This window comes from Lysinibacillus sp. NPDC094403 (assembly GCF_050278745.1).
GTDB lineage: Bacteria > Bacillota > Bacilli > Bacillales_A > Planococcaceae > Lysinibacillus.
This window is the reverse complement of sequence record NZ_JBNNTL010000002.1, coordinates 216,676-237,482: the sequence shown is the minus strand read 5'-3', so window position 1 is coordinate 237,482 and position 20,807 is coordinate 216,676. Positions and strand designations below refer to the sequence as shown.

The 20,807-nt window shown below is 34.5% G+C and carries 14 protein-coding genes and 1 other annotated feature; of the genes, 4 read left to right on the top strand and 10 right to left on the bottom strand.

Annotated features, from left to right (window positions below; genetic code table 11):
- Nucleotides 1–361 precede the first annotated feature (361 nt).
- The gene (locus ACQKMV_RS05415; protein ID WP_427502757.1) at nt 362–1,861 is read left to right on the top strand and encodes a glycosyltransferase family 2 protein; all 1,500 of its coding nucleotides are present in this window, start codon (nt 362–364) and stop codon (nt 1,859–1,861) included.
- A 1,133-nt stretch (nt 1,862–2,994) separates the two neighbouring features.
- Nucleotides 2,995–3,135, top strand: coding sequence for a YjcZ family sporulation protein (locus tag ACQKMV_RS05410; protein WP_082172660.1), 141 nt, complete (start codon nt 2,995–2,997; stop codon nt 3,133–3,135).
- Nucleotides 3,136–3,575: 440 nt separating this feature from the next.
- On the opposite strand, the gene ileS is transcribed toward ACQKMV_RS05410, so the two are convergent.
- The 5 genes from ileS to ACQKMV_RS05385 all read right to left on the bottom strand — a co-directional run bounded on the left by ileS (nt 3,576) and on the right by ACQKMV_RS05385 (nt 10,091).
- Nucleotides 3,576–6,665, bottom strand: coding sequence for an isoleucine--tRNA ligase (gene ileS, locus ACQKMV_RS05405; protein WP_427502754.1), 3,090 nt, complete (start codon nt 6,663–6,665; stop codon nt 3,576–3,578).
- Between the two features lie 58 nt (nt 6,666–6,723).
- Nucleotides 6,724–6,963, bottom strand: a binding site (T-box leader).
- An 81-nt stretch (nt 6,964–7,044) separates the two neighbouring features.
- Entirely contained in the window at nt 7,045–7,890 is an 846-nt protein-coding gene (locus ACQKMV_RS05400) for a DUF2785 domain-containing protein (RefSeq protein WP_427502753.1), read from the bottom strand.
- Nucleotides 7,891–8,065: 175 nt separating this feature from the next.
- Nucleotides 8,066–9,028, bottom strand: a complete 963-nt coding sequence (locus ACQKMV_RS05395) for a DUF3221 domain-containing protein (protein ID WP_427502751.1) — start codon at nt 9,026–9,028, stop codon at nt 8,066–8,068.
- Nucleotides 9,021–9,542 carry a sigma-70 family RNA polymerase sigma factor gene (locus ACQKMV_RS05390; protein ID WP_427502750.1) on the bottom strand — a complete coding sequence of 174 codons (522 nt, stop codon included), beginning with the start codon at nt 9,540–9,542 and terminating at the stop codon, nt 9,021–9,023. Before ACQKMV_RS05390 ends, ACQKMV_RS05395 begins: the two co-directional genes overlap by 8 nt.
- Nucleotides 9,543–9,653: 111 nt before the next feature.
- Nucleotides 9,654–10,091, bottom strand: coding sequence for an Lrp/AsnC family transcriptional regulator (locus ACQKMV_RS05385; protein WP_427502749.1), 438 nt, complete (start codon nt 10,089–10,091; stop codon nt 9,654–9,656).
- 141 nt (nt 10,092–10,232) lie between these two features.
- Between ACQKMV_RS05385 and ACQKMV_RS05380 the strand changes: the two genes are divergently transcribed.
- Entirely contained in the window at nt 10,233–10,817 is a 585-nt protein-coding gene (locus ACQKMV_RS05380; RefSeq protein ID WP_427502748.1) for a DJ-1/PfpI family protein, read from the top strand.
- Nucleotides 10,818–10,865: 48 nt separating this feature from the next.
- Here ACQKMV_RS05380 and ACQKMV_RS05375 read toward each other — a convergent pair whose 3' ends face one another.
- On the bottom strand, nt 10,866–11,717 hold the full coding sequence (locus ACQKMV_RS05375) for a LysR family transcriptional regulator (protein WP_427502747.1): 852 nt from the start codon (nt 11,715–11,717) through the stop codon (nt 10,866–10,868).
- A gap of 169 nt (nt 11,718–11,886) precedes the next feature.
- On the opposite strand from ACQKMV_RS05375, the gene ACQKMV_RS05370 reads away from it, so the two are divergent.
- On the top strand, nt 11,887–13,029 hold the full coding sequence (locus tag ACQKMV_RS05370) for an MFS transporter (RefSeq protein ID WP_427502746.1): 1,143 nt from the start codon (nt 11,887–11,889) through the stop codon (nt 13,027–13,029).
- A gap of 353 nt (nt 13,030–13,382) precedes the next feature.
- On the opposite strand, the gene ACQKMV_RS05365 is transcribed toward ACQKMV_RS05370, so the two are convergent.
- The 4 genes from ACQKMV_RS05365 to ACQKMV_RS05350 form a co-directional block, all read right to left on the bottom strand.
- Entirely contained in the window at nt 13,383–14,795 is a 1,413-nt protein-coding gene (locus ACQKMV_RS05365; RefSeq protein ID WP_427502745.1) for a YcdB/YcdC domain-containing protein, read from the bottom strand.
- A gap of 74 nt (nt 14,796–14,869) precedes the next feature.
- The gene (acnA, locus tag ACQKMV_RS05360; protein ID WP_427502743.1) at nt 14,870–17,575 is read right to left on the bottom strand and encodes an aconitate hydratase AcnA; all 2,706 of its coding nucleotides are present in this window, start codon (nt 17,573–17,575) and stop codon (nt 14,870–14,872) included.
- A gap of 630 nt (nt 17,576–18,205) precedes the next feature.
- Nucleotides 18,206–19,138 carry a DUF4435 domain-containing protein gene (locus ACQKMV_RS05355; RefSeq protein WP_427502742.1) on the bottom strand — a complete coding sequence of 311 codons (933 nt, stop codon included), beginning with the start codon at nt 19,136–19,138 and terminating at the stop codon, nt 18,206–18,208.
- Nucleotides 19,128–20,549 (bottom strand): AAA family ATPase, encoded by a 1,422-nt coding sequence (locus ACQKMV_RS05350; RefSeq protein WP_427502741.1) that lies wholly within the window; start codon nt 20,547–20,549, stop codon nt 19,128–19,130. The genes ACQKMV_RS05355 and ACQKMV_RS05350 overlap by 11 nt, the downstream gene beginning before the upstream one ends.
- Nucleotides 20,550–20,807: the final 258 nt, after the last annotated feature.

Genomic DNA, 20,807 nt, shown 5'->3' with positions numbered 1-20,807 from the left:
TCTAATAACCTACACCCTAAGTTTAAGTATAAAAAGGCTCTACTCCGTTAAACTAAAACTGATTTTTATTCTTCGTTCACTGTCTTCTTTCTTCTTCTCCTAATACTAATTTAGCTACAATTTCTCCCCCACCATTTATCTCTAATTCTTCTGTATTTTTTAAATCTCCTACATCTAGTTCACCATATATCTAGCCCGGCAATTCAGCGATGTATATTTGATGAATAATATAAGGATGGAAGAAATGAAGAAGAAGTGAGATTCCGTAAAGATTTGACCAAAGGAGGTAATAAAACCATTCAATAAAATATATTTTTCATACTCTATATAAAAATGTTAATTATATAGGAGGAGAATTAGTTTGGAATTCAAAGAAACTAAACTATTTAGCGGTAAAGAAAACAAAAGTAATGTAAATGAAAAAATAAATAATGTAAAAGAAAAAATAAGTAGTGCAAGAGAAAGAATAAGTAGCGCAAATGTAAAAATTAGTAATGTAAAAGAAAGACAAAGTAATGTAAAAGAAAAAAAGGAGGAAAATTATGAATTAATTATAAAAAATAAAGATAAAAAAGATATAAAGGTAAGTATTATTATGCCTTCATACAATAAATACGAATATGTTTCTTTATCGCTACATTGCTTATTGGGACAAACATTTGATTTTTCTAATTTCGAAGTTATCTTAGTTGACGATTGTTCCTCTGACAATACTTCTCATATTCCTAAAGAATTCGATCCACCCTTTAAGTTTAAATATGTGCGTCCAAGAAAAAACCAAGGTCGGTCACGCGCACGTAACTTAGGCATCCAGCTTGCGGAAGGAAAAGTGATAATCTTTCTAGATGCGGAAATGCTCACTGAGCCTAACTTCATTGAAAATCATTATAAACATCACATTAATGATAAGAATATAGTAGTAAGTGGTGCGATGCACTATAGAGGTATTTATACCTTTCTAACTTCCGATTTCAATAGTAAACAGTGGGTACACATAGATGATTTTGTTCCCCGTGATCCATATTTCACATTCTTATATAATGAATATAAACAAAATCATCAAAACTCTAATCAGTTATTCCCACTCATCACTAAGAAGGATATAAATAATAATTCCTTTCAAAATCTATCATTTCCGAATTGGTATTTCACCAAGGAGTTAAATAATGGATTAAGCGAATTTGGATTAGATCTAAGTAATTTTATGCTTCCCTATATTGCGTTTTTAACAGGGGACGTATCAGTCAATAAAGAACTACTGGATAAGGTAGGATACTTTGATGAATCATTTCGAGGGTACGGTGCAGAAGATTGGGAGCTTGGATATCGCTTGTACAAAAATGGCGCCCGCTTTTTATTAGATTCTTCAACATTTTGCTATCATCAGGAACACCCAATATCTTCAAATAACTTTCCTGAAGCGATGGGTAATTTACATCAATTTATGAAAAAATTCCCTAATTTCGATGTTCTAGCTTTAGCCTTAGAACATAAACCAGCTCTAAGTTTCACTCAAATTCATTATGTGGTCTCTCAATACAATGAACTATGCGAAGTACATCCATTTGAATACCGAGAATTTAAACAATTATTCCATACCATGCTTATTAAACTGGTAGAGAATTTAAGAGATAGTAAACCAATATCAAAACTCCATGACTGCAACACTTCTTCGGAAGTGAAAATATCGAAACAATTAAATGAATTAAAAAAGCTTCGATTGTACGCACTTACTAATTCTTTTGAAGCACTCTCAGAAAAAAAAATGGAGACACTTCTAGAAATGGTGCCGCTTTCATATAGATTCTCAATAAGAGAGTCAAGTTCATTCAAGAAGTTCATTCAAAATTCTCAAGGTTAATGCAGGGTTATCCATTTCTTTATGTTATTTTTAGCAAAAATCCCTCCTATAGGAAACCATTGATACGCAGTTTTTTTTTTGGTCAAAAATAACTGCGTATCAATGGGCACTCTCTTTCAACTCTCGATATTAGATATTACATTCCTTGATTACTCCAATCTAGCTTATTTATTTCGATGTAAATGCAACTATTTCCTTCTTCAACTATTGCTCTGTTAGTAGAAGAAGAATTCGTTCCGTAACACTTCAGTTATGGCATCACGCAAATTAAAAGAAACCACCTCATATGAGATGATTACCTTTCTCTAGCTATTTAACTAAATAACCCATTAGCACAAGAAGCGAGTGTACAAAATTAACAATCGCACCGTTAGTGGAATATGAAATTTAGGATAGGAGGTAATAACAATAACAATAGTGCGATTGAAATCAGCCGTTTTGTCAATGTTTTTGAGAGTTTGGCTTTAACCTCTCCTTTATACCATCCACCTAATTGCAATTTATTTCGATATAATACAGTAAATATAATTAAAATTGAGATTACCATTATAATTCCATAAGTATTTGAATATTTAACACCTAATTTTTGGTAGATATAAGCAACAATATTGCCTGAAATCAAATAAAAAATTATGAGTAAGAAAAACATTCTTATGAACTCCAATAGTACTCTCATTACATACACTCTCCAGGCTTTTATTTATTATTTATTTCACCACATATATCCATATATTATTCAACTATCCAGCACCGCTAGTTAAAGTATAATTCTTCAAAATTTCTTGATATTCGTAATAAATAGTGGATTATCTATTTATTAATTTCCTCATATTGTGCAGCACCTACCTTGTTTGTAAATTTATTTAAAGCTGTACTTTTATTTTTAAAAATCTATTTCACAGGCAATTCACTATACAAACATAGCTATCACATCATAATAATAGTAAGGTAAAGCTAATTTAGCCTTACACCTCCTAGTCTTTTTACTAAGGGTCACTCCATCCCAAGTGGCCCTTTTTTATGGTCTTATCTCACAAAAATATATTTTTTAATGCCTATAGCTAAATGGTTTATCAAACATACTCCTTCTCTACAGCTAACATATTATATATTGTAGAAAGGAGGTGTGCTTTATGGGATACTATGGTGGAAATGTTGGTGGCATTAATAACTGCGGCTATTACGGCGGCGGTAATGGTTCTACATTTGCCTTAATTGTTGTTCTATTTATTCTTCTAATTATTGTCGGCGCTACATTCATGACTGGATATTAACATTTCCGATTTAAGGGTCGCCATCCCAGCCTGGTGACTCTTTAATAGTTTCTTTCCTCATATTGTTCAGTTGTAGCTAACTATAGTTTTATTAAATATACTCCTCAAACTATATCTTTAAACACAAATAAAAGCTGAACTAATACCAAAATTAGTTCAGCTTTAAAAATAGCATTTTATAATGTTGCTCATTGTATATAGGCTCTTGAAATATGAAGTACATTACTTCAACTCTTGACTTTTAATACAATACTGGAACCTGAGCGTTTTGCGTTGTTCTGTGCTTTTCTTCTAGCGACTCCTAAGCAGTCCGGGGCTTACCAGAGCAGTTTCCGGGCTTACCTGATCACTTCTTCTGTCTACCCGATCAGATTTGAAACTCTTCAGATCACTGCTTCTGCCAACCCTTGCGTTTGAAACTTACCTGAGTATTACAGATTCTACAGCTTAAAATAAACAATAACTTTTTCATCAAACACCTCTGTCTCCATATATCGTTCACCTTGATCGTCACTCACATAATGAATATCATTTAACAACACATTTGCCTTTAACAGTGCTTCGTGCTGCTGAATGATAGTTATTGCTTTGGCACTTCCAGCAATCGAAATTGATATATATTGCTCAACAGGAAGTTTCCATTTTTTGCGTGTATCTTGAATTGTGCGAATTAGTTCTCTTATTTGCCCTTCCTCAAGTAAGGTAGTTGTCAGATGAACATTGAGGAGGACTCTGCATAAAGTATCTTCGGCTAAGATATACTGATCCTTTACAATGGACTCTGTTAACACGTGTGCTTTTAACAATGTTATCTGTTCCCCATCAATCGTGAATGCAACTGATTCTGTACGTTGTAATATATTTTTTTCTTCATCATTTAAATTCACTACATAATCTTTTACTTTGTTCACTTTTGCTCCAAATGCTGCACCTGCTGTTTTAAAATTGAGCTTATACTGAACTGTTTCATATGCTGAAAAATCTTTTGTCCAAATGCATTCTTTTATATTTAATTCATCTTTCACGAGCTCGTTATATGGTTGATAATCTGTTAGCTCACCGTCAACAGAGACAATCATTTCACTTAAAGGTTGCTTAACTTTGATGCCTTGACTATTACGGATGCTGCGGCCAAGCTCTACGACTGTTAATACATTTGCCATCTCTTTTTCAAGCTTTGGATTCAATAGTTGTTCATCGTATGTTGGGTAGTTTTGTAAATGAACACTTTTTCCTGATAATTGTCGATATAAATCCTCTGCGATAAATGGCGTAAATGGTGCTAGTAATTGGCAAATTGTTGTTAGTAGCTCATACAGTGTACTATAGGCACCTCGTTTATCCTCTGTCAGCCCGTTTGCCCAAAATCTTGCTCGTGAGCGACGGATATACCAGTTACTTAGCTCCTCTACAAGCTTGCCAATTTCACGTGTTGCTTGTGTAAATTGATAATCGTCCATAGATTTTGTCACAAATTGGATCGTATGATGTAATCGAGACAATATCCAATGATCCAGTTTTGTACGGGTACCAGTCTTATCTGCATCGTATTGGAAACCATCTATTTCTGCATATAGTTGATAAAATTTGAACGTATTATCTAGTGTATCGACTAGCTTTGATTTCGCATCCATCACAATTTTTTTTGAAAACCGTTTAGGATTCCAAGGTGAGCTGTCGACTAAAAATGCCCATCTTAAAGCATCCGCTCCGTACTGTTCTATCAGTTCAACTGGTTCTAATGCATTTCCCTTACTTTTCGACATTTTCTGTCCATGCTCATCTAAAACATGCCCTAGAGAGAGTACATTTTTATAAGGTGCCTTGCCTGTAAATAAAGTCGATACAGCTAATAAACTATAGAAAAAGCCTCTTGTCTGGTCGATGCCTTCGATGACAACATCGGCAGGAAATTGATTGTTAAACGTATCAAGGTTTCCAAAAGGATAATGATGCTGAGCAAATGGCATTGAACCACTATCAAACCATACATCAATCACTTCCGGTGTGCGTTCCATGTCGTCATTACATGTTGGGCAAGTACACATAACCTCATCAATATATGGCTTATGAAGTTCGATGTCAGGTAAAGTACCCTTCGCTAACTCTTTTAAGGCAGCAATACTATTTGGTGCCTCTTCATGACCACAATCCTTACAAACCCAGACATTGAGCGGTGTACCCCAATAACGATTTCGACTAATATTCCAGTCCACTAGGTTTTCTAAGAAATTACCAAATCTACCGTGTTTAATGTGCTCAGGATACCATTTTACTTGATCATTATTTTGTAAAAGCTTATCTTTCAGTGCTGACATATTGATAAACCAGCTGTCAGTTGCGTAGTAAAGCAAAGGTGAGTCACAGCGCCAGCAATGTGGATAACTATGCTCATATTTTTCCTTATCAAACAACAGTTCGTCTTTAGCGAGCATTTTAATAATGTCGACATCGCAATCTTTCACAAATTTACCGGCAAGCTCTGGAACCTCTTCTGTATAGCAACCCTTTAAATCAACAACATTTACAAAGGATAGCCCATTTTGATGAACCGTTTTATAATCGTCCTCCCCGTATGCAGGCGCGATATGGACAATTCCAGTTCCACTATGCTCTGTAACATAATCCGCTAGTACAACGACATGCCCTTTATCAACTGTGACATAAGAAAATGGTGGGATGTACGATACACCTTCAAATTCATACCCCTCATGTTCACTTAACACTTCAACAGAATCAGCAAAAACTTTATTCACTAGTGATTTAGCTAAGATATAGACTTTATCGTGCTGCTTCACTCGAACATACATAAGCTTAGGATTCATGGCTAATGCAACATTGGCAGGTAATGTCCACGGAGTCGTTGTCCAGCCAAGAAAATATTCATTTTTATCCTTTAGCTTAAACATTGCCGTGACAGATAAATCTTTTATATCCTTATAGCCCTGTGCAACTTCATGTGAGCTTAATGATGTTTGGCAACTAGGGCAATATGGTGAAACACGGTGCCCCTTATATAAAAGCTTTTCCTTGTGCACATGACTTAAAATATTCCAAACAGACTCAATATAATCATTACTTAGCGTTAAATACGGGTCATCCATGTCAATCCAATAGCCTAGCTGCTCTGTAAAGGAACGCCATTTCTTCTCATAGGTAAAGACACTTCCCTTACACTCTTGAATAAATTGTTCTACACCATATTTCTCAATTTCTTGCTTACCAGAAATACCAAGCTTTTTTTCCACGCCTAGCTCTACAGGCAAACCATGTGTATCCCAGCCAGCTTTACGTTCAACTAAATAACCTTGCATCGTTTTATAACGAGCCACTACATCTTTAATAGTTCTGCCAAATGCGTGACCTACGTGTGGTAAGCCATTCGCTGTCGGCGGTCCTTCGTAAAATACAAAAGGCTGCTGTCCAACACGATTCGTCACGGATGTTGCAAACGTGTCTTCTTGCTCCCACAATGCGAGAATCCGTTTTTCTCGTTCAACCGTTGTTTCCTTCTTTTGTTCTGCTAGCATATTAGTTCCTCCTATACAATCAATTTGTATAAAAGGCATACAAAAAACCCCGTCCCAAGTAAGGGACGGGGTTAACCGCGAATACCACCCTAATTCTATTGAATCAACGTTCAATAGCTCTCAGCAACGTACAATCATACGTGTTCTTTTTAACGGTAGACACCCGGATTAGCTTACTATGTTCAGCCAATCTTCTCAGAGAGGATTTTCATGTAGCACCTGCACACCGACTTCCACCAATATGTCGGCTCTCTGTAGAACAAAATGAAACACTACTCTTTCTCATCAACGAATTTGTATGCTTTTATTGACACTCATCTTAACAAACCAAATTTTGTCTGTCAATAATTTCAAAGTACTAATATTGGTAGTAATTTCCTCACAATTCATCAAGACATGCTTCGATGCTTTTATGAAGAGCTGCGAACTTAGGCTTCTCATTTGTTTTAATATAAAAGCTTTTCACAAAGGATTTACAGTTAAAAAGTAAAATTCTGTGATGCTGTACATCGAGCTGTTCCCTTTTTCCTCTTAAAAAAGCAGGTAATTCTTGCAGTAATTTTATGATCTCTTGCTCCTCTAAACCATGCTCAAGCATTGTGAAAATAGGTACTAAAATCCGTTCATCTTCATTATGTATGAAAGCATAATTTTCTTGCAAAATGGCGTTCCATAATGCGCTTACAATTTCACTATAAGAAGCTTTATTTAATTTTGAATTTTTCACCAATTCATCGATTACATCAGCCATATGGGCAACACTATGAGCCCATCCTTTCACCGGCACGTAGCCTCTTACATCCGTTTCTGCAGCTAAATAAGCTAGTACTTTATCTTTACAATCAGCGATTTTCTGTTGGGATAAAAAATCGTCTGCGTTATCTCTAAATAATATTAGGGCAATCAATAGCGACGTAAATGTACGGGTAAAAACTAAATCTGATTCACTTTCTTCAATACCCTTACATAATAAATTATTTAAAGAATCCTCTAAAAGCTCCGTTAAAAGTGAATGCTCTAGTAAGTTTTTTTCATGGATCAATTCATAAAACAATCCATAAATTAAGTTATCTCGTAGTTCACTATCTAGTGAGCCGATATGTAGCATCATTGATTGTACGAGATGTGTTTGGTCTTCTTGTTGCCACGTTTTATTTCCACTGTTTATGTCTGTTAATATTTTTTTTAATTCAATTTCCTTCAGTAAGTTTTTATTTAGTATCATATTCAATCATTCTCCCCATACCTTTTTGTTTTGGTAAAGAACTTGCATAATCATCCTTTACTACTCCCCCCTGATTATACAAATACTTACAATAATTGTACCATAATACAAATGTAAAAACAGCTTAACAAAAAAAGCTAGACATTCTTGAAACTTTTGAATGTCTAGCCTTGATTCATTGATGCTCTTCCAATATTTCCATACTCTCTATATCCGCAATTCTTACTATATTTTTACCTTCTATGTTTAAATCTTGGTTATATTTAACTTCTACATAATCCCCAGGTGACAATGTTTTAGGAGGATCGATTAACGGGAACCACATACCATTACCATGTTTTTCAACGATTTCATCTATTGATAATTTCCCAATATTTGATTCATCAGCATGTGAAACTACTAAAAATTCATGTTCTTTGATTGCTACAACTGCCCCACGTTTTGAATGGATTCCTTTTTCGCCCACTGGAATATCATATTTTTCACGTAGGGATGCTATTTCTTGACTATAATGTTCTTCAAAATAGTTCAAAGCATCTCTTTCCACTAGGAAAAGTAGCATCATTCTTTCTACGTCTTTGTATTGATTTTTTTCCTGATCTAATAGTGAATTGATAGTAGTAAATTTATAATTCATTGGTTTAGTATATTGTTCAATATATTCTTCTTTTGTAAGATTCACCTTCTCCAATTGTTCAGTGAATTTCGCATTGTTCTCATTTATACTAAGTTCAATCAATGTTTCAAGCTCTTTATCTATTTTTTCTTGAGTAGGTACTATCCCCTTTGATTGTGCGTAAGCATATAAAGATTCCAACTGTAAATAGGATTCAAATTCTAGTTTTTCATCAGACGTTAATATTGGATCCTTTTCCTCAGGATCTATTCCCAGAGAGAACTTTAAAAACTTTTCATCAAAAACAATTGGTATACTTGCTGATTGCTCCTGACTTCCGCTGAATTGAGTATACAGAAATATGCCAATACAAACTGTCAATATTATAGACATTACACTATATTGCCAACGCCAAGACCTTTTTTTCATCTCACGCTGTTCTAAATGCTGTACAACATTGGTCATAACACGTTTTTTGCTTTCGGTTAAATCCTTTATTACCCTCACATCTACCTTACTCATGCAGCAGGACCTCCCATTCTATATGCTGTAGCTTTGGCTTTAAAAGCTCTCGTCCACGACGTAGCCTTGTTTTCACCGTACTCTCAGGAATACTTAAAAGCTCGGCAATTTCAATAACAGAGATTTCCTCAAAATAAAAATAAATAAGGACCTCGCGCTGTTTTAATGGTAGTGCTAAGATGGCGTTTTCTACTAAGGTTTGTTCATCCTGTTGCACTAGCATGTCCCTTTTCGTGACAGCCTGCTTGGCAAAGATCTTCTGTTGCACTTGTATTTTACGGTATGTCCAGCTACGTAAATAGTCTTTACTTTTGTTAATGACGAGCCTCGATAAATATGCCCGTAATTCTCCTCTTTCTTCATAGTTTTGCTGATTATCGTAAAATTTAATAAATACATCTTGAACGATATCTTCAGCACTTTGTAAATTCTTGACGTAATAAAAGGCAAGTCGGATGAGCCTTTCTGTATGCTGCTGCATTATTTCTTCGAGTTCGTTAATTTCAAGCAACATCTCTCCCCCTCTCTGCCCTATAAACGGTGCTCAATGAATAGAGGTTTGCTTTTTTTGTATTTTTTAAATAAAGATCTGGATTTAAGGATTACTCGAGCAACTCCGAATTCACTAATTTTTATCAGGAAAAGGAGCAATGACCGCTTTTTCATTTGAAGAAAGCACAATATTTGTTGATGGGGTCCCATAAGGCATGGCTTCATCAATAAACTGCTCCAATGTTTCCACTGAATTGGTTGCAATTTTTACAATATAACTTATTTCACCCGCTACACGATAGCATTCTAGGACATCAGGATGTGCATTACAAAAATCCGAAAGACTTTTACAATCAATTGATTTAAATAAAATAATGGCTTGAATGTCGCGATTCAACTTTTTTAAATTTACCTTTGCGCTATAAGCCTCAATAATCCCCTGTTCTTCTAGCTTTTTGACACGCTCAATAACTGCTGGAGATGATAAATGAACCTTCGCTGCTAATTCCTTCATCGACATTTTTGCATTTCGCTGCAATTGCTGTAAAATTTCTGTATCTATTTGATCCATATGTATCCACCTTTTTAAATAAATTAGATTTAATAAAATTCCTTTTATTATAAAGCAATTCATCTAAATTACATTATACAGATTCTGTCATTGAATAGCCTTATTCATTAAAATTAAACATATAAAGGAGGCATTTACAACATGAAAAAAATATTATTACTATTAGCAAATGGATTTGAAGCTGTTGAAGCGAGTGTTTTTACTGATGTACTTGGCTGGAATAAATGGGAAGGCGACGGCACTACAGAGGTCGTGACCGTTGGATTACATCAACAATTGCAATGTACATGGAATTTTAACGTAGCCCCCGAAAAATTGCTTCATGAAATTTCATTAGAGGAGTTTGATGCACTAGCGATTCCTGGAGGCTTTGAGGAAGCTGGTTTTTATGATGATGCCTTTAGCGAGGAATTCCAGGCGGTCGTTCGCCATTTCGATGAACACAAAAAACCGATTGCTACGGTTTGTGTAGCTTCCCTAATTTTAGGTCAAAGCGGAGTACTACAAAATCGAAAAGCTACTACTTATAATCATCCAACAAGTAAACGATTAGCACAGCTACAATCCTATGGTGCAAACATCGTCAACGAACGAATTGTTCAAACTGGACATATTATTACATCCTCAAATCCCGGTACTGCATTCGACGTTGCATTCAGCTTACTGGAAATGCTGACATCTGTGGAAAATACTAAAAAGGTAAAAGATTTAATGGGGTTTAATTAATTAAATGAAGCTGTCTCAAAGCATTAAGTTGAGACAGCTTCATTACGTTTAATTTGATAATAAATGATGTAACTTCGATCCAAATTCTTTATTTTTTGTAACCAATGCAATTGTTCTAGTTCTTCCAAAATTACTAATTGGTAAGGCAAAAAGTTGAAGATGACCGATATTTTTAGCCATTAACTCCGGTACAATCGTAATCCCCATTCCAGAAGTTACAGCACCAAAGATAAAATCGCCAAAGTTCACTTCACTTATAATATTAGGCTTATAGCCAAGCGATTGTATTTGTTCTACTATATCCTTCCTTGAATCACAAGGAGCTTGATGAACAATAAGCGGCTCCTCACACAATTCTGCAAGCTCAACTGTTGTTCTTGATTTGAAACGATGATTCAAAGGAAACACAGCATAGTATGGTTCCGTAAACAATTCGTTACTCCACAAAGATTCTTCTATATATTTTGCATCTACAAAGACTGCATCAAGTCTCCCTTTTTCTAAAGATTGTAACAGTTCATTTGAGGTATTTTGAATCATTAATGTTATAGGTCGATCAAGTTGCTTAAGTTCATTCATTTTGTTCGGCAAATAGTAAGTAGCTAAACTAGACAGACCACCGAGGGCAATTGGATTGCTCTGACTAAATTGCTGTAATTCTTCACGAATAGCTGTTATTTCAGTCAAAATTGGTGTAATGCGAGTGTAAAAACGTTCGCCAGCTTCTGTTAATTCGATACCAATGGATGTCCTATGAAATAACTTGATGCCAAGATTATTCTCTAAGTTTCGTATATGTTTACTTAGTGCAGGTTGGGAAAGATTAGTGAGTTGAGCGGCTTTAGAAAAACTTTTTTGATTGGCAGCAGCAATAAAACTGTGTAACCATTCTACATTCATTGTATTCCTCCATACCCTATAACGATTTGTTATATCCTTATAAAATAGTGATTGTTCCATATTCTTGGTTTTCTAGTAACCTATTAAATATACAAGGTGCTTCGATTATAACATAGCGTTATAGGTCGTCTATACTTAACATCTTTAATATTTTATGGAGGTTCAATATATGAAAAATGTTTTATTATTATCATTCGGTATGTTTGCTCTTGGCTTTGATGCCTATGTAATCGCAGGGCTTCTTCCAGGAATTAGCGATACATATCAAAAAAGTACATCTCAGGTTGGACAGGCTGTGAGTATTTTTACATTATTTTACGCTATCTCAGCACCGTTTTTTTCTTCTTTACTTGCTGGAAAACCAATTAAAAAAATCTTAATTTGGTCAATGCTACTCTTTACGATTGCGAATAGCATCACAGCTCTAGCGCCGACCTTTTCTATACTTCTACTATCAAGAGCAATTGCGGGAACTGGGGCTGGTTTATTTTCACCATTAGCCGTAGCAGCCTCTACAAAGTTCGTTTCTAGTGAAAAGAGAGGAAGAGCTCTAGGGTTGACTATTGGAGGAATGAGTATGGGAACAGTGCTTGGTGTTCCTTTAGGTATTTATATATCAAACTTATTTGATTGGAAACTTACACTCTGGCTGTTAGTTATGATCGGTGTAATTTCTGTTTTATGTATGTATATTTTTCTTCCCGATTTCCCAACAACATCACCCCCTGCACTAAACGAACGATTAAAGATGTTCCTAGATAAAAGAGTCACTATAACTGTAGGTATAACATTTTTCGCCAGTGTAGCAAGTCTTGGGTTGTACACATATCTATCTCCCCTATTAGAAGAAATGACAAGCTCTAGTAACATAACGATGTATCTTTGGGCATGGGGATTCGGTGGCTTGGTTGGAAGTTTAATGATCGGTTACTTAATCGACTATTTCGGAAAACCAAAAACTTTGATTACAATATTTTTATTCACTTTAACTTTATCCATTATTTGTATACCCTTAATGCTTAACTTACCTATATTAAAGTACTTACCGTTCTTTATCTGGGGAGCAATGGGTTGGGCATGTCAAGCCCCTCAACAACACATTTTACTATCTTATCAGCCAAATAACGGAAGTTCAGCAGTAGCATTAAACAGTTCTGTAAATTATTTAGGCAGTGCAATTGGTGCAAGTTTAGGCGGGGTTGCACTGTCCTTACAAATAGGAACAATATCATTGATTTATTTTGCATTAATCTCTATGTCATTCGCTATTTGTTTACAGTTCTATAGTATGAAGAACAAATTTAGCTTATAAACTGATTTAACAATTACAATTCTAACTGTCGATTCGATGGTTAGAATTGCAACAATAGAGACTCTATTCGTTATTTTGACGGTTCCATCCATCTTTTTTTAGGTTCTGATCCTCAACTTTGACGATTCTATCCACGATTTCGGAGCTTCTATCCATCATTTTGACTGTTCTATCCACGATTTCAGAGGTTCTAACCATCACTAATTTCGGAAGTTCCATCCGTCAGTTCGATTGATTTCTATACTGACCACTTCATCTTGACAAAAGTGGATAAAAAAACGACCTCCGAGGAAATCGCTTTTATATTTTATTTCAGCAGTTTTTGCGCGAAGAATCGATACCAGCATGTACTACTAAGCCAGTACATTACTGACAATAATTTCGCCAGTTGTTGCGTCAATATACCGGATAGGTGACCTAGTATGTCGATCACAAGCTTGATATACAAGTTGATAAGACTCTATTTCGTCTTCATAATTTTTGTCCCAAACCAATTGAAAATCGACATTTTCTAGAAATAGACGATACGCTTCTTCCATAGTAATAGCTGGAACTGTAGGAATTTGGCTAAATTCATCCAAATCAAAATTCGGTCCACTATAATAATCAATGTGACCTGTTGTACGATTAACAACGATGATAACCATATCAAGAATAGCTATACCTTGATTATGGGCATGGAATATAAATGATTTTGATTTTCTTTCATCCTCTTCCTCATCTTCTTGAATTAAGCGTTGAAGATACGGATAGTAATCAGGAATTATTTTCAGTAAAAAGTCTATTGCTATTTGATAACATGCTTCTTGATTAAGCTGTAGATTTCCTAAACGTTCATGCATCCAACCAAAGCTTCGTATTTTACCAGTTTTCTTTGAAATCATAGCTTTTACTGTATCTTCTGACTGCATGTTAAAAAAGCTATTCATTGATAAATCTTTATCGCTCATCTTCCAATCACGCTTACGCCACACAATCCCTATCTCTGGTCCCCTGTCTACTTCTCGAATAAGCTCCAGTTCACCTGTTATACCAATGATTTCTTCATTCGTAAATTCATTGACAATTAAGTTAGCTGGTAAATGTGGAAGAGCAGCATAACTTTCAGGCTCATTTTCATCACGCATAATCGTTAATGTTGGTTCTAAAGAATCTGCTTTAAAGTGTAAAAATGAATTTACTTGATACACGAGATGGAGTCTATCTTTCTTCACATTGTAAACATCACGAGATAATTTTGTTATTACTAGTTGTAACGCCAATGAATTCCGCACATATTCCATCAAAGCTTCCTTCGAAACTAGGCTTGAAGGGATATTAGGGCTTATTTTCACTCCGTTGTATCTAAATCCAACAATATTTCCTAATGGATCAACATCTATAAAACAACCAGCATGTTCTAACGGTAAATCCATGACAATCTGTTCAAAATAAAAACGTTCCACTCCAGATAGTTCTATAGCTTTTGAAAACGTTAAATCTTCCAGTGCAGATGGATAATGACTAAGTAAAATTTGTTCGGCACATCTTCTTTTTTCATCAAAAGATAAAGAATCTGCCTCAGAAACAGAATCATTTTTTTCAATTGATAAGTATGTGAGGTTTCCAATGCAGTCTAACTCAACAGTCACACTTTCATCTTGTTGTTCATTCGCCCATGAGAACAGTACTCTTTCGTCTTCAGAATACTCTTCTATGATTAGTTTATAGTTACTTGGCAATGGAACAATTGATAAAGCTCGTTCTTTTAGTTTATCTTTTTGCAAAACAAAGCCCCCAATAATATATATGTATAGACAAAAACCGACCTCCTAAGAGATCGGTTTTTATATTTTAATGATTACTCAGCAGCTTTTGCGCGAAGAACCATTTGTAGGATACCACCGTGACGGTAGTAGTCTACTTCTACTTCTGAGTCGAAACGAGCTAAAGCTTGGAAAGTTTTAACTGATCCGTCTTCAGATTTAGCAGTAACTGTTAAGATTTCACGTGGTTTTACGCTGTCAGTAATGTTAACAGAGATTTCTTCTTTACCAGTTAAGCCTAAAGTTTCAGCTGATTCACCTGGCATGAATTGAAGTGGAAGAACACCCATCATTACTAAGTTAGAACGGTGGATACGCTCGTAAGATTGTGCGATAACAGTTTTCACGCCAAGTAGGAATGTACCTTTCGCAGCCCAGTCACGAGAAGAACCCATACCGTAGTCGTTACCAGCAAGTACTACTAAGCCAGTACCTTGCTCTTGGTATTTCATACATGCGTCATAGATGTACTCTACTTCACCTGTTGGCCAGTAAGTAGTGAAACCACCTTCTGTACCAGGAGCAACTTGGTTACGGATACGGATGTTTGCAAATGTACCACGCATCATTACTTCGTGGTTACCACGACGAGAACCGTATGAGTTGAAGTCACGGATTGCAACACCGTTTTCGATTAAATATTTACCTGCAGGTGTATCTTTACCGATTGCACCAGCTGGTGAAATATGGTCAGTTGTGATTGAGTCACCGAACTTCGCCATAATGCGTAAGCCGTCTAAGCCTTTAATAGCTTCTGGCTCTTTTGCAAGACCTTGGAAGAATGGTGGGTTTTGGATGTAAGTTGATTTGTCATCAAATGTGTATAGAGACTCAGTTGATGTTTCAATTGCATTCCATTTTTCGTTAGCTGTGAACACAGTTTCGTATTCTTTTTGGAATAATTCACGGTTAACTACAGTACCTAATACAGCGTTAACTTCTTCAGTTGTAGGCCAGATATCAGCGAAGAATACTTCGTTGCCATCTTTGTCTTTACCGAATGAATCTTTTTGTAGGTCAACATCCACAGTACCAGCAAGTGCATAAGCAACAACAAGTGGTGGTGAAGCTAAGTAGTTAGCTTTTACAAGTGGGTGTACGCGACCTTCGAAGTTACGGTTACCAGAAAGAACTGATGTTACGAATAAGTCGTTCTCTTTGATAGCGTCTTCGATTTCAGGAAGTAATGGACCTGAGTTACCGATACATGTTGTACAACCGTAACCTACAGTGTTGAAACCGATTTGGTCAAGGTAAGTTTGTAAACCTGAATCTTCAAGGTAACCAGTTACTACTTTAGAACCTGGTGCTAAAGAAGTTTTTACCCATTTAGGCACAGTTAGACCTTTTTCTACAGCTTTTTTCGCCACTAAGCCCGCAGCGATTAATACGTATGGGTTAGATGTATTTGTACAAGAAGTGATTGCAGCGATTGCTACAGCACCTGTTGGGATTTCTACATCACCTTCAGCGAATTTAGCTACAGAAGTTTTTGCGAATTCATCTTCAGTTAAACCGAAACCTTGTGTACCTTGTGGTGCCACTACTGCTTCTTTGTAACGAGTACGCATTTGAGATAGTGGAATTAAGTCTTGTGGACGTTTTGGACCAGAAAGGTTTGGTTCGATTTCAGCTAAGTTTACTTCTAATACGTCAGTGTAAACTGGCTCTAAAGTTGGATCGAAGAACATGTGGTTAGACTTTAAGTAAGATTCTACAACCGCGATGTGCTCTTCGTCACGACCAGTTAAACGCATGTAGTTTAATGATTCTTCGTCAATTGCGAAGAAACCACATGTAGCACCATATTCAGGAGCCATGTTTGAGATTGTCGCACGGTCAGCTAGTGGTAATTTAGTTACGCCAGGTCCGAAGAACTCAACGAATTTACCTACTACGCCACGTTGACGTAATACTTGAGTTACTTTTAATGCTAAGTCAGTAGCAGTAGTTCCGTTTGGAAGATCGCCAACTAATTTAACACCGATAACTTCTGGGATTGGGAAGTATGAAGGTTGACCAAGCATACCTGCTTCAGCTTCGATACCACCAACGCCCCATCCAAGAACGCCGATACCGTTAATCATTGTTGTATGTGAGTCAGTACCTACTACTGAGTCTGGGAATGTTTCGAAAGTACCGTCAGCATTTTCGTTTACGTGTACAACTGGAGCTAAATACTCTAAGTTTACTTGGTGAACGATACCAGTTGCTGGTGGTACAGCACGGAAGTTATTGTAAGCAGTTTGAGCCCATTTTAAGAAGTTATAACGCTCAGCGTTACGTTCGAATTCAAGGTCCATGTTTGCTGCTAATGCAGATGCATTACCGTATTTGTCAACTTGTACTGAGTGGTCAATTACAAGGTCAACTGGAATAGCAGGGTTGATTTTGCTTGGGTCGCCGCCCATTTCTTTCATAGCAGAACGTAGAGAAGCAAGGTCAACTACTACTGGTACACCAGTAAAGTCTTGTAATACTACGCGAGAAGGTTTGAATGGTACTTCAGCTTCTGGATCTGCACCGTTACCCCATTTTGCTAATTCGTTTACGTGCTCTTCATTGATAACATATGCATCATATTGACGTAAAACAGATTCTAATAATACTTTGATTGAGTAAGGAAGGTTTGAAACTTTTGCAACGCCAGCTTTTTCAATCGCAGCTAAGTCATAGTAATTATAAGTTTTACCATTAACTTCGAATGATGCGCGGCTGTTGTGTAAATTACCTTGTGCCATTTGCGGATCCCCCTAAATATCTTTTTGAAAAGGCCTATATAAAAATTTAAAGCATCTTTTCTCCAACACCCATGATAGCTCATTTATATTCATAAGTAAATTACATTAATATTATCTTTTTCAATAAGTAATCCTTATGACCCTGGTTTGTAGCTTAATGTATTTAACTTTTTGATGTGCATAATATGAAGGTTTCGCTAAAAAGAAGTTTTTATACCTTTATAATGAAGTGTATTTAAATGTTTTTAACTGGGGCACTTTTTGGGGCACTTTCTGGGGCGCACGTAGTTTTTTTATAAATGGTGCCCCAGCTAAAAAATCGTAATTTTAAAAATTGTTTCGGACAGGTGCGTTATGATAGTAGAAATCTAATCAAAAATAGCAGTTACAACAACCAGTAAACGAATTTTATATAAAAGTCACTCGTTTGGAAAAATTAAAATGAGTGATTTTTTATCAATTAATTTGTTTTCAATTCCCTTACATATCCACTTCAAATTTTTTGAACTTACGATAAACCAAAGTAAAGATTATGTTGTAGAAGTTATTAAATTATGCAATTTATAATTTTAAAACATCGTTATCTTCCATTCTTACATATTTAGGGATAATCAATATTTAAACTAAAAATTATACACATTCTAAAACTTGACTCTTTTTATTCCATTTTGTATTTATATACTCAATTAAACATTCAGGTGTATCTGCATATTGAGAAAACTGTGAGATTGGATCATAAATTGTTAATGGAATTTTCTTCTTATCTCCAAATTTTCTTATTGATGAATCTTTTGATCCTAAATTTTCTTGAATTAAGCACAAGAATTTAGCTAAAAATTCCATTTCATATTTACCTCTATAGAACGTTTGAGGATTTTCTTTAGAAATATCAATACATTTTTTTTGAATATCCTGGTGATTAATTTTTTTTGCATGTGGAAATTTTCCCTCAATAAATTGTAATGTATAGATACTTGTAACATTCTCTAGAGTTATATTTACTAAATCTTTTATTTTTAAATCTTTTAAATTTAATCGGATATTTTCTTTACAATTCTTTTGCAAAAAAATCCATGCAGTAAAATACTGTATAGCTTCATGGAACTGACCTTGCAATATTTGATAAAGTTTTAGTATTTTTTCAACTATGTTATCTTCCAACTTAAATAACCCTTCAAGTATTTTTTTTACAGCTTGACAACTGGTATATAAATTTTCAATTGCATAGCAAGGTGTTTCATATATGGATGGATTTTGTAACGAATCATCAAAATCTGAATCCACAAAAAACATAAGTCTCCCTTTTTCATATTCTATCCGGCTACTAACCTTATCAAAAACCTTAGTTACATTTTCTTTACCGCCACAATTGATAAAATATGGAGTTTTATTAGAGCATCGTAATTGAACTCTTAACTGATAATAATCAGAATCATATCCCTCTACAAAGCAAATTGGATTTTCCCTATATTTAGGGAAATTAATACTTAAACGATGTATTATTGCCGAAGTGCAAGTGGTTTTATTTTTATAACGTTCTTTCCTTTCATCTCTAATCGTCATATTCTTCAACCTCTTTCGCAAAATAATCGTTTTGCGTTATAAATAATTCCATACTATGTGCACACTCTTCAAATTTATTATTAAAAATAAATGGAGAATGAGTTACGGCTGTTAAAAACTTGCATTTATTAGAATTCATAATGTCTTCTATTAAAGTTTCCTGCCATTCAATAGATAATGAAAGTTCTGGTTCATCAAATAATACAATAAAGTTATTTGAAAAACTTAAATAAATTTTTGAGTATAATGAAACTATCTGTTTTTCACCAGATGATAGTGCCGTTAACGGTATTTTATCTTTAGTTTCATTATCTATGACGTATATTTGTAAATTATGATCTTCATAAATAACTGTTTTGTTAACTAGATATTTATTGACTATATTTTTAAAGTTATGGATATGTTCCTCCATATACATATTCTCTTCATATTTATCAATTAATGCACATAAAAAGAATACCAATGGCTCATATTCTTTTTTATAAATATTTGATTTATCATTAAATAAGTTAATTACACTTTCTTTAACTTCTGAATTGATTTTATTAGCTAGCCTTGACAAAATTATTTCAACTGGGCTGTTTTCAATTTTTCTCTTTCTTTCATCAGAAATACTTTTATTTAAACTTAAATATTCAATCATATCTCCAGTTAAGTTAGCATAAGTATCGTTAATAGCTTTAGATATTATTTTTTCTATTTCTTTAAATCTTTTTTCTACATCTTCCATTCCAAATTGGATTATATCCCCAGGAAGCTTATTTAAATCCTTTTCACTTAAACCAAATTTTTTAATATCCTCTTCAATTCGTCTATAAGTAGGGAAGAAAAAGATTTCTTCAATATCAAGGCTTTCTATAATTTTTGTTAAAAATTTCACATTATTAGAAATGTCTATTTTATTTATTATCCCATGCAAGTATTTACGTAATCTAATAGGACAATTAGGAGAAGAAGATATCTCTACTAATAAGTCCACCACCTCAATATATTTACCATTTTTTATCATTACTTCCAATTTTTCAACATATTCATTACCCAGATGTAATCTTATATCATTTATTGCAGGAGCTGAAATTATTCTATTTCTAACTATGTTTCCATGTCTTTCTGGTATAACTATACTTTCAGGTATACCATTACTTTCAGGTATAATTATGCCTTCAAATAACTCTTCTCTTCTTATTGTCGCACTTTGGTTATTACATAATGTAATTGTTATAGAATTAAAAGGCATTTTTCTTAATTCTATAAATTTCAAAGATAAAGTATAGTACATAATATTTAATATTGTTGTTTTCCCAATACCATTTTGCCCAATAAAAATATTTACTTTATTAAAGTCATTAAAGGTTAGACAAACATCTTTCCTATTAAATAATCCTTTAATCTCAAATTCCCTTATTTCCATTTATTTTTCTCCTCCTTTTATTTCTCTTTTAAATTATTTATACAAACTGCCTATTATTTTTTCATAATTTCCCCTCCTACAAAATCATTATACACAAATGGTTTAAAATTGGTATAATTGCATTATATTAGCATGAAAATATAAGGCGTTTTGCGCTAAAAACATTATTCATTTTAACATCAAATTTTTGGTAGTCTTCTTACAGAAGAAAGTCGATTATTAATTAATTTTAATGGGATTTTCAAATTAAGGGTTTGA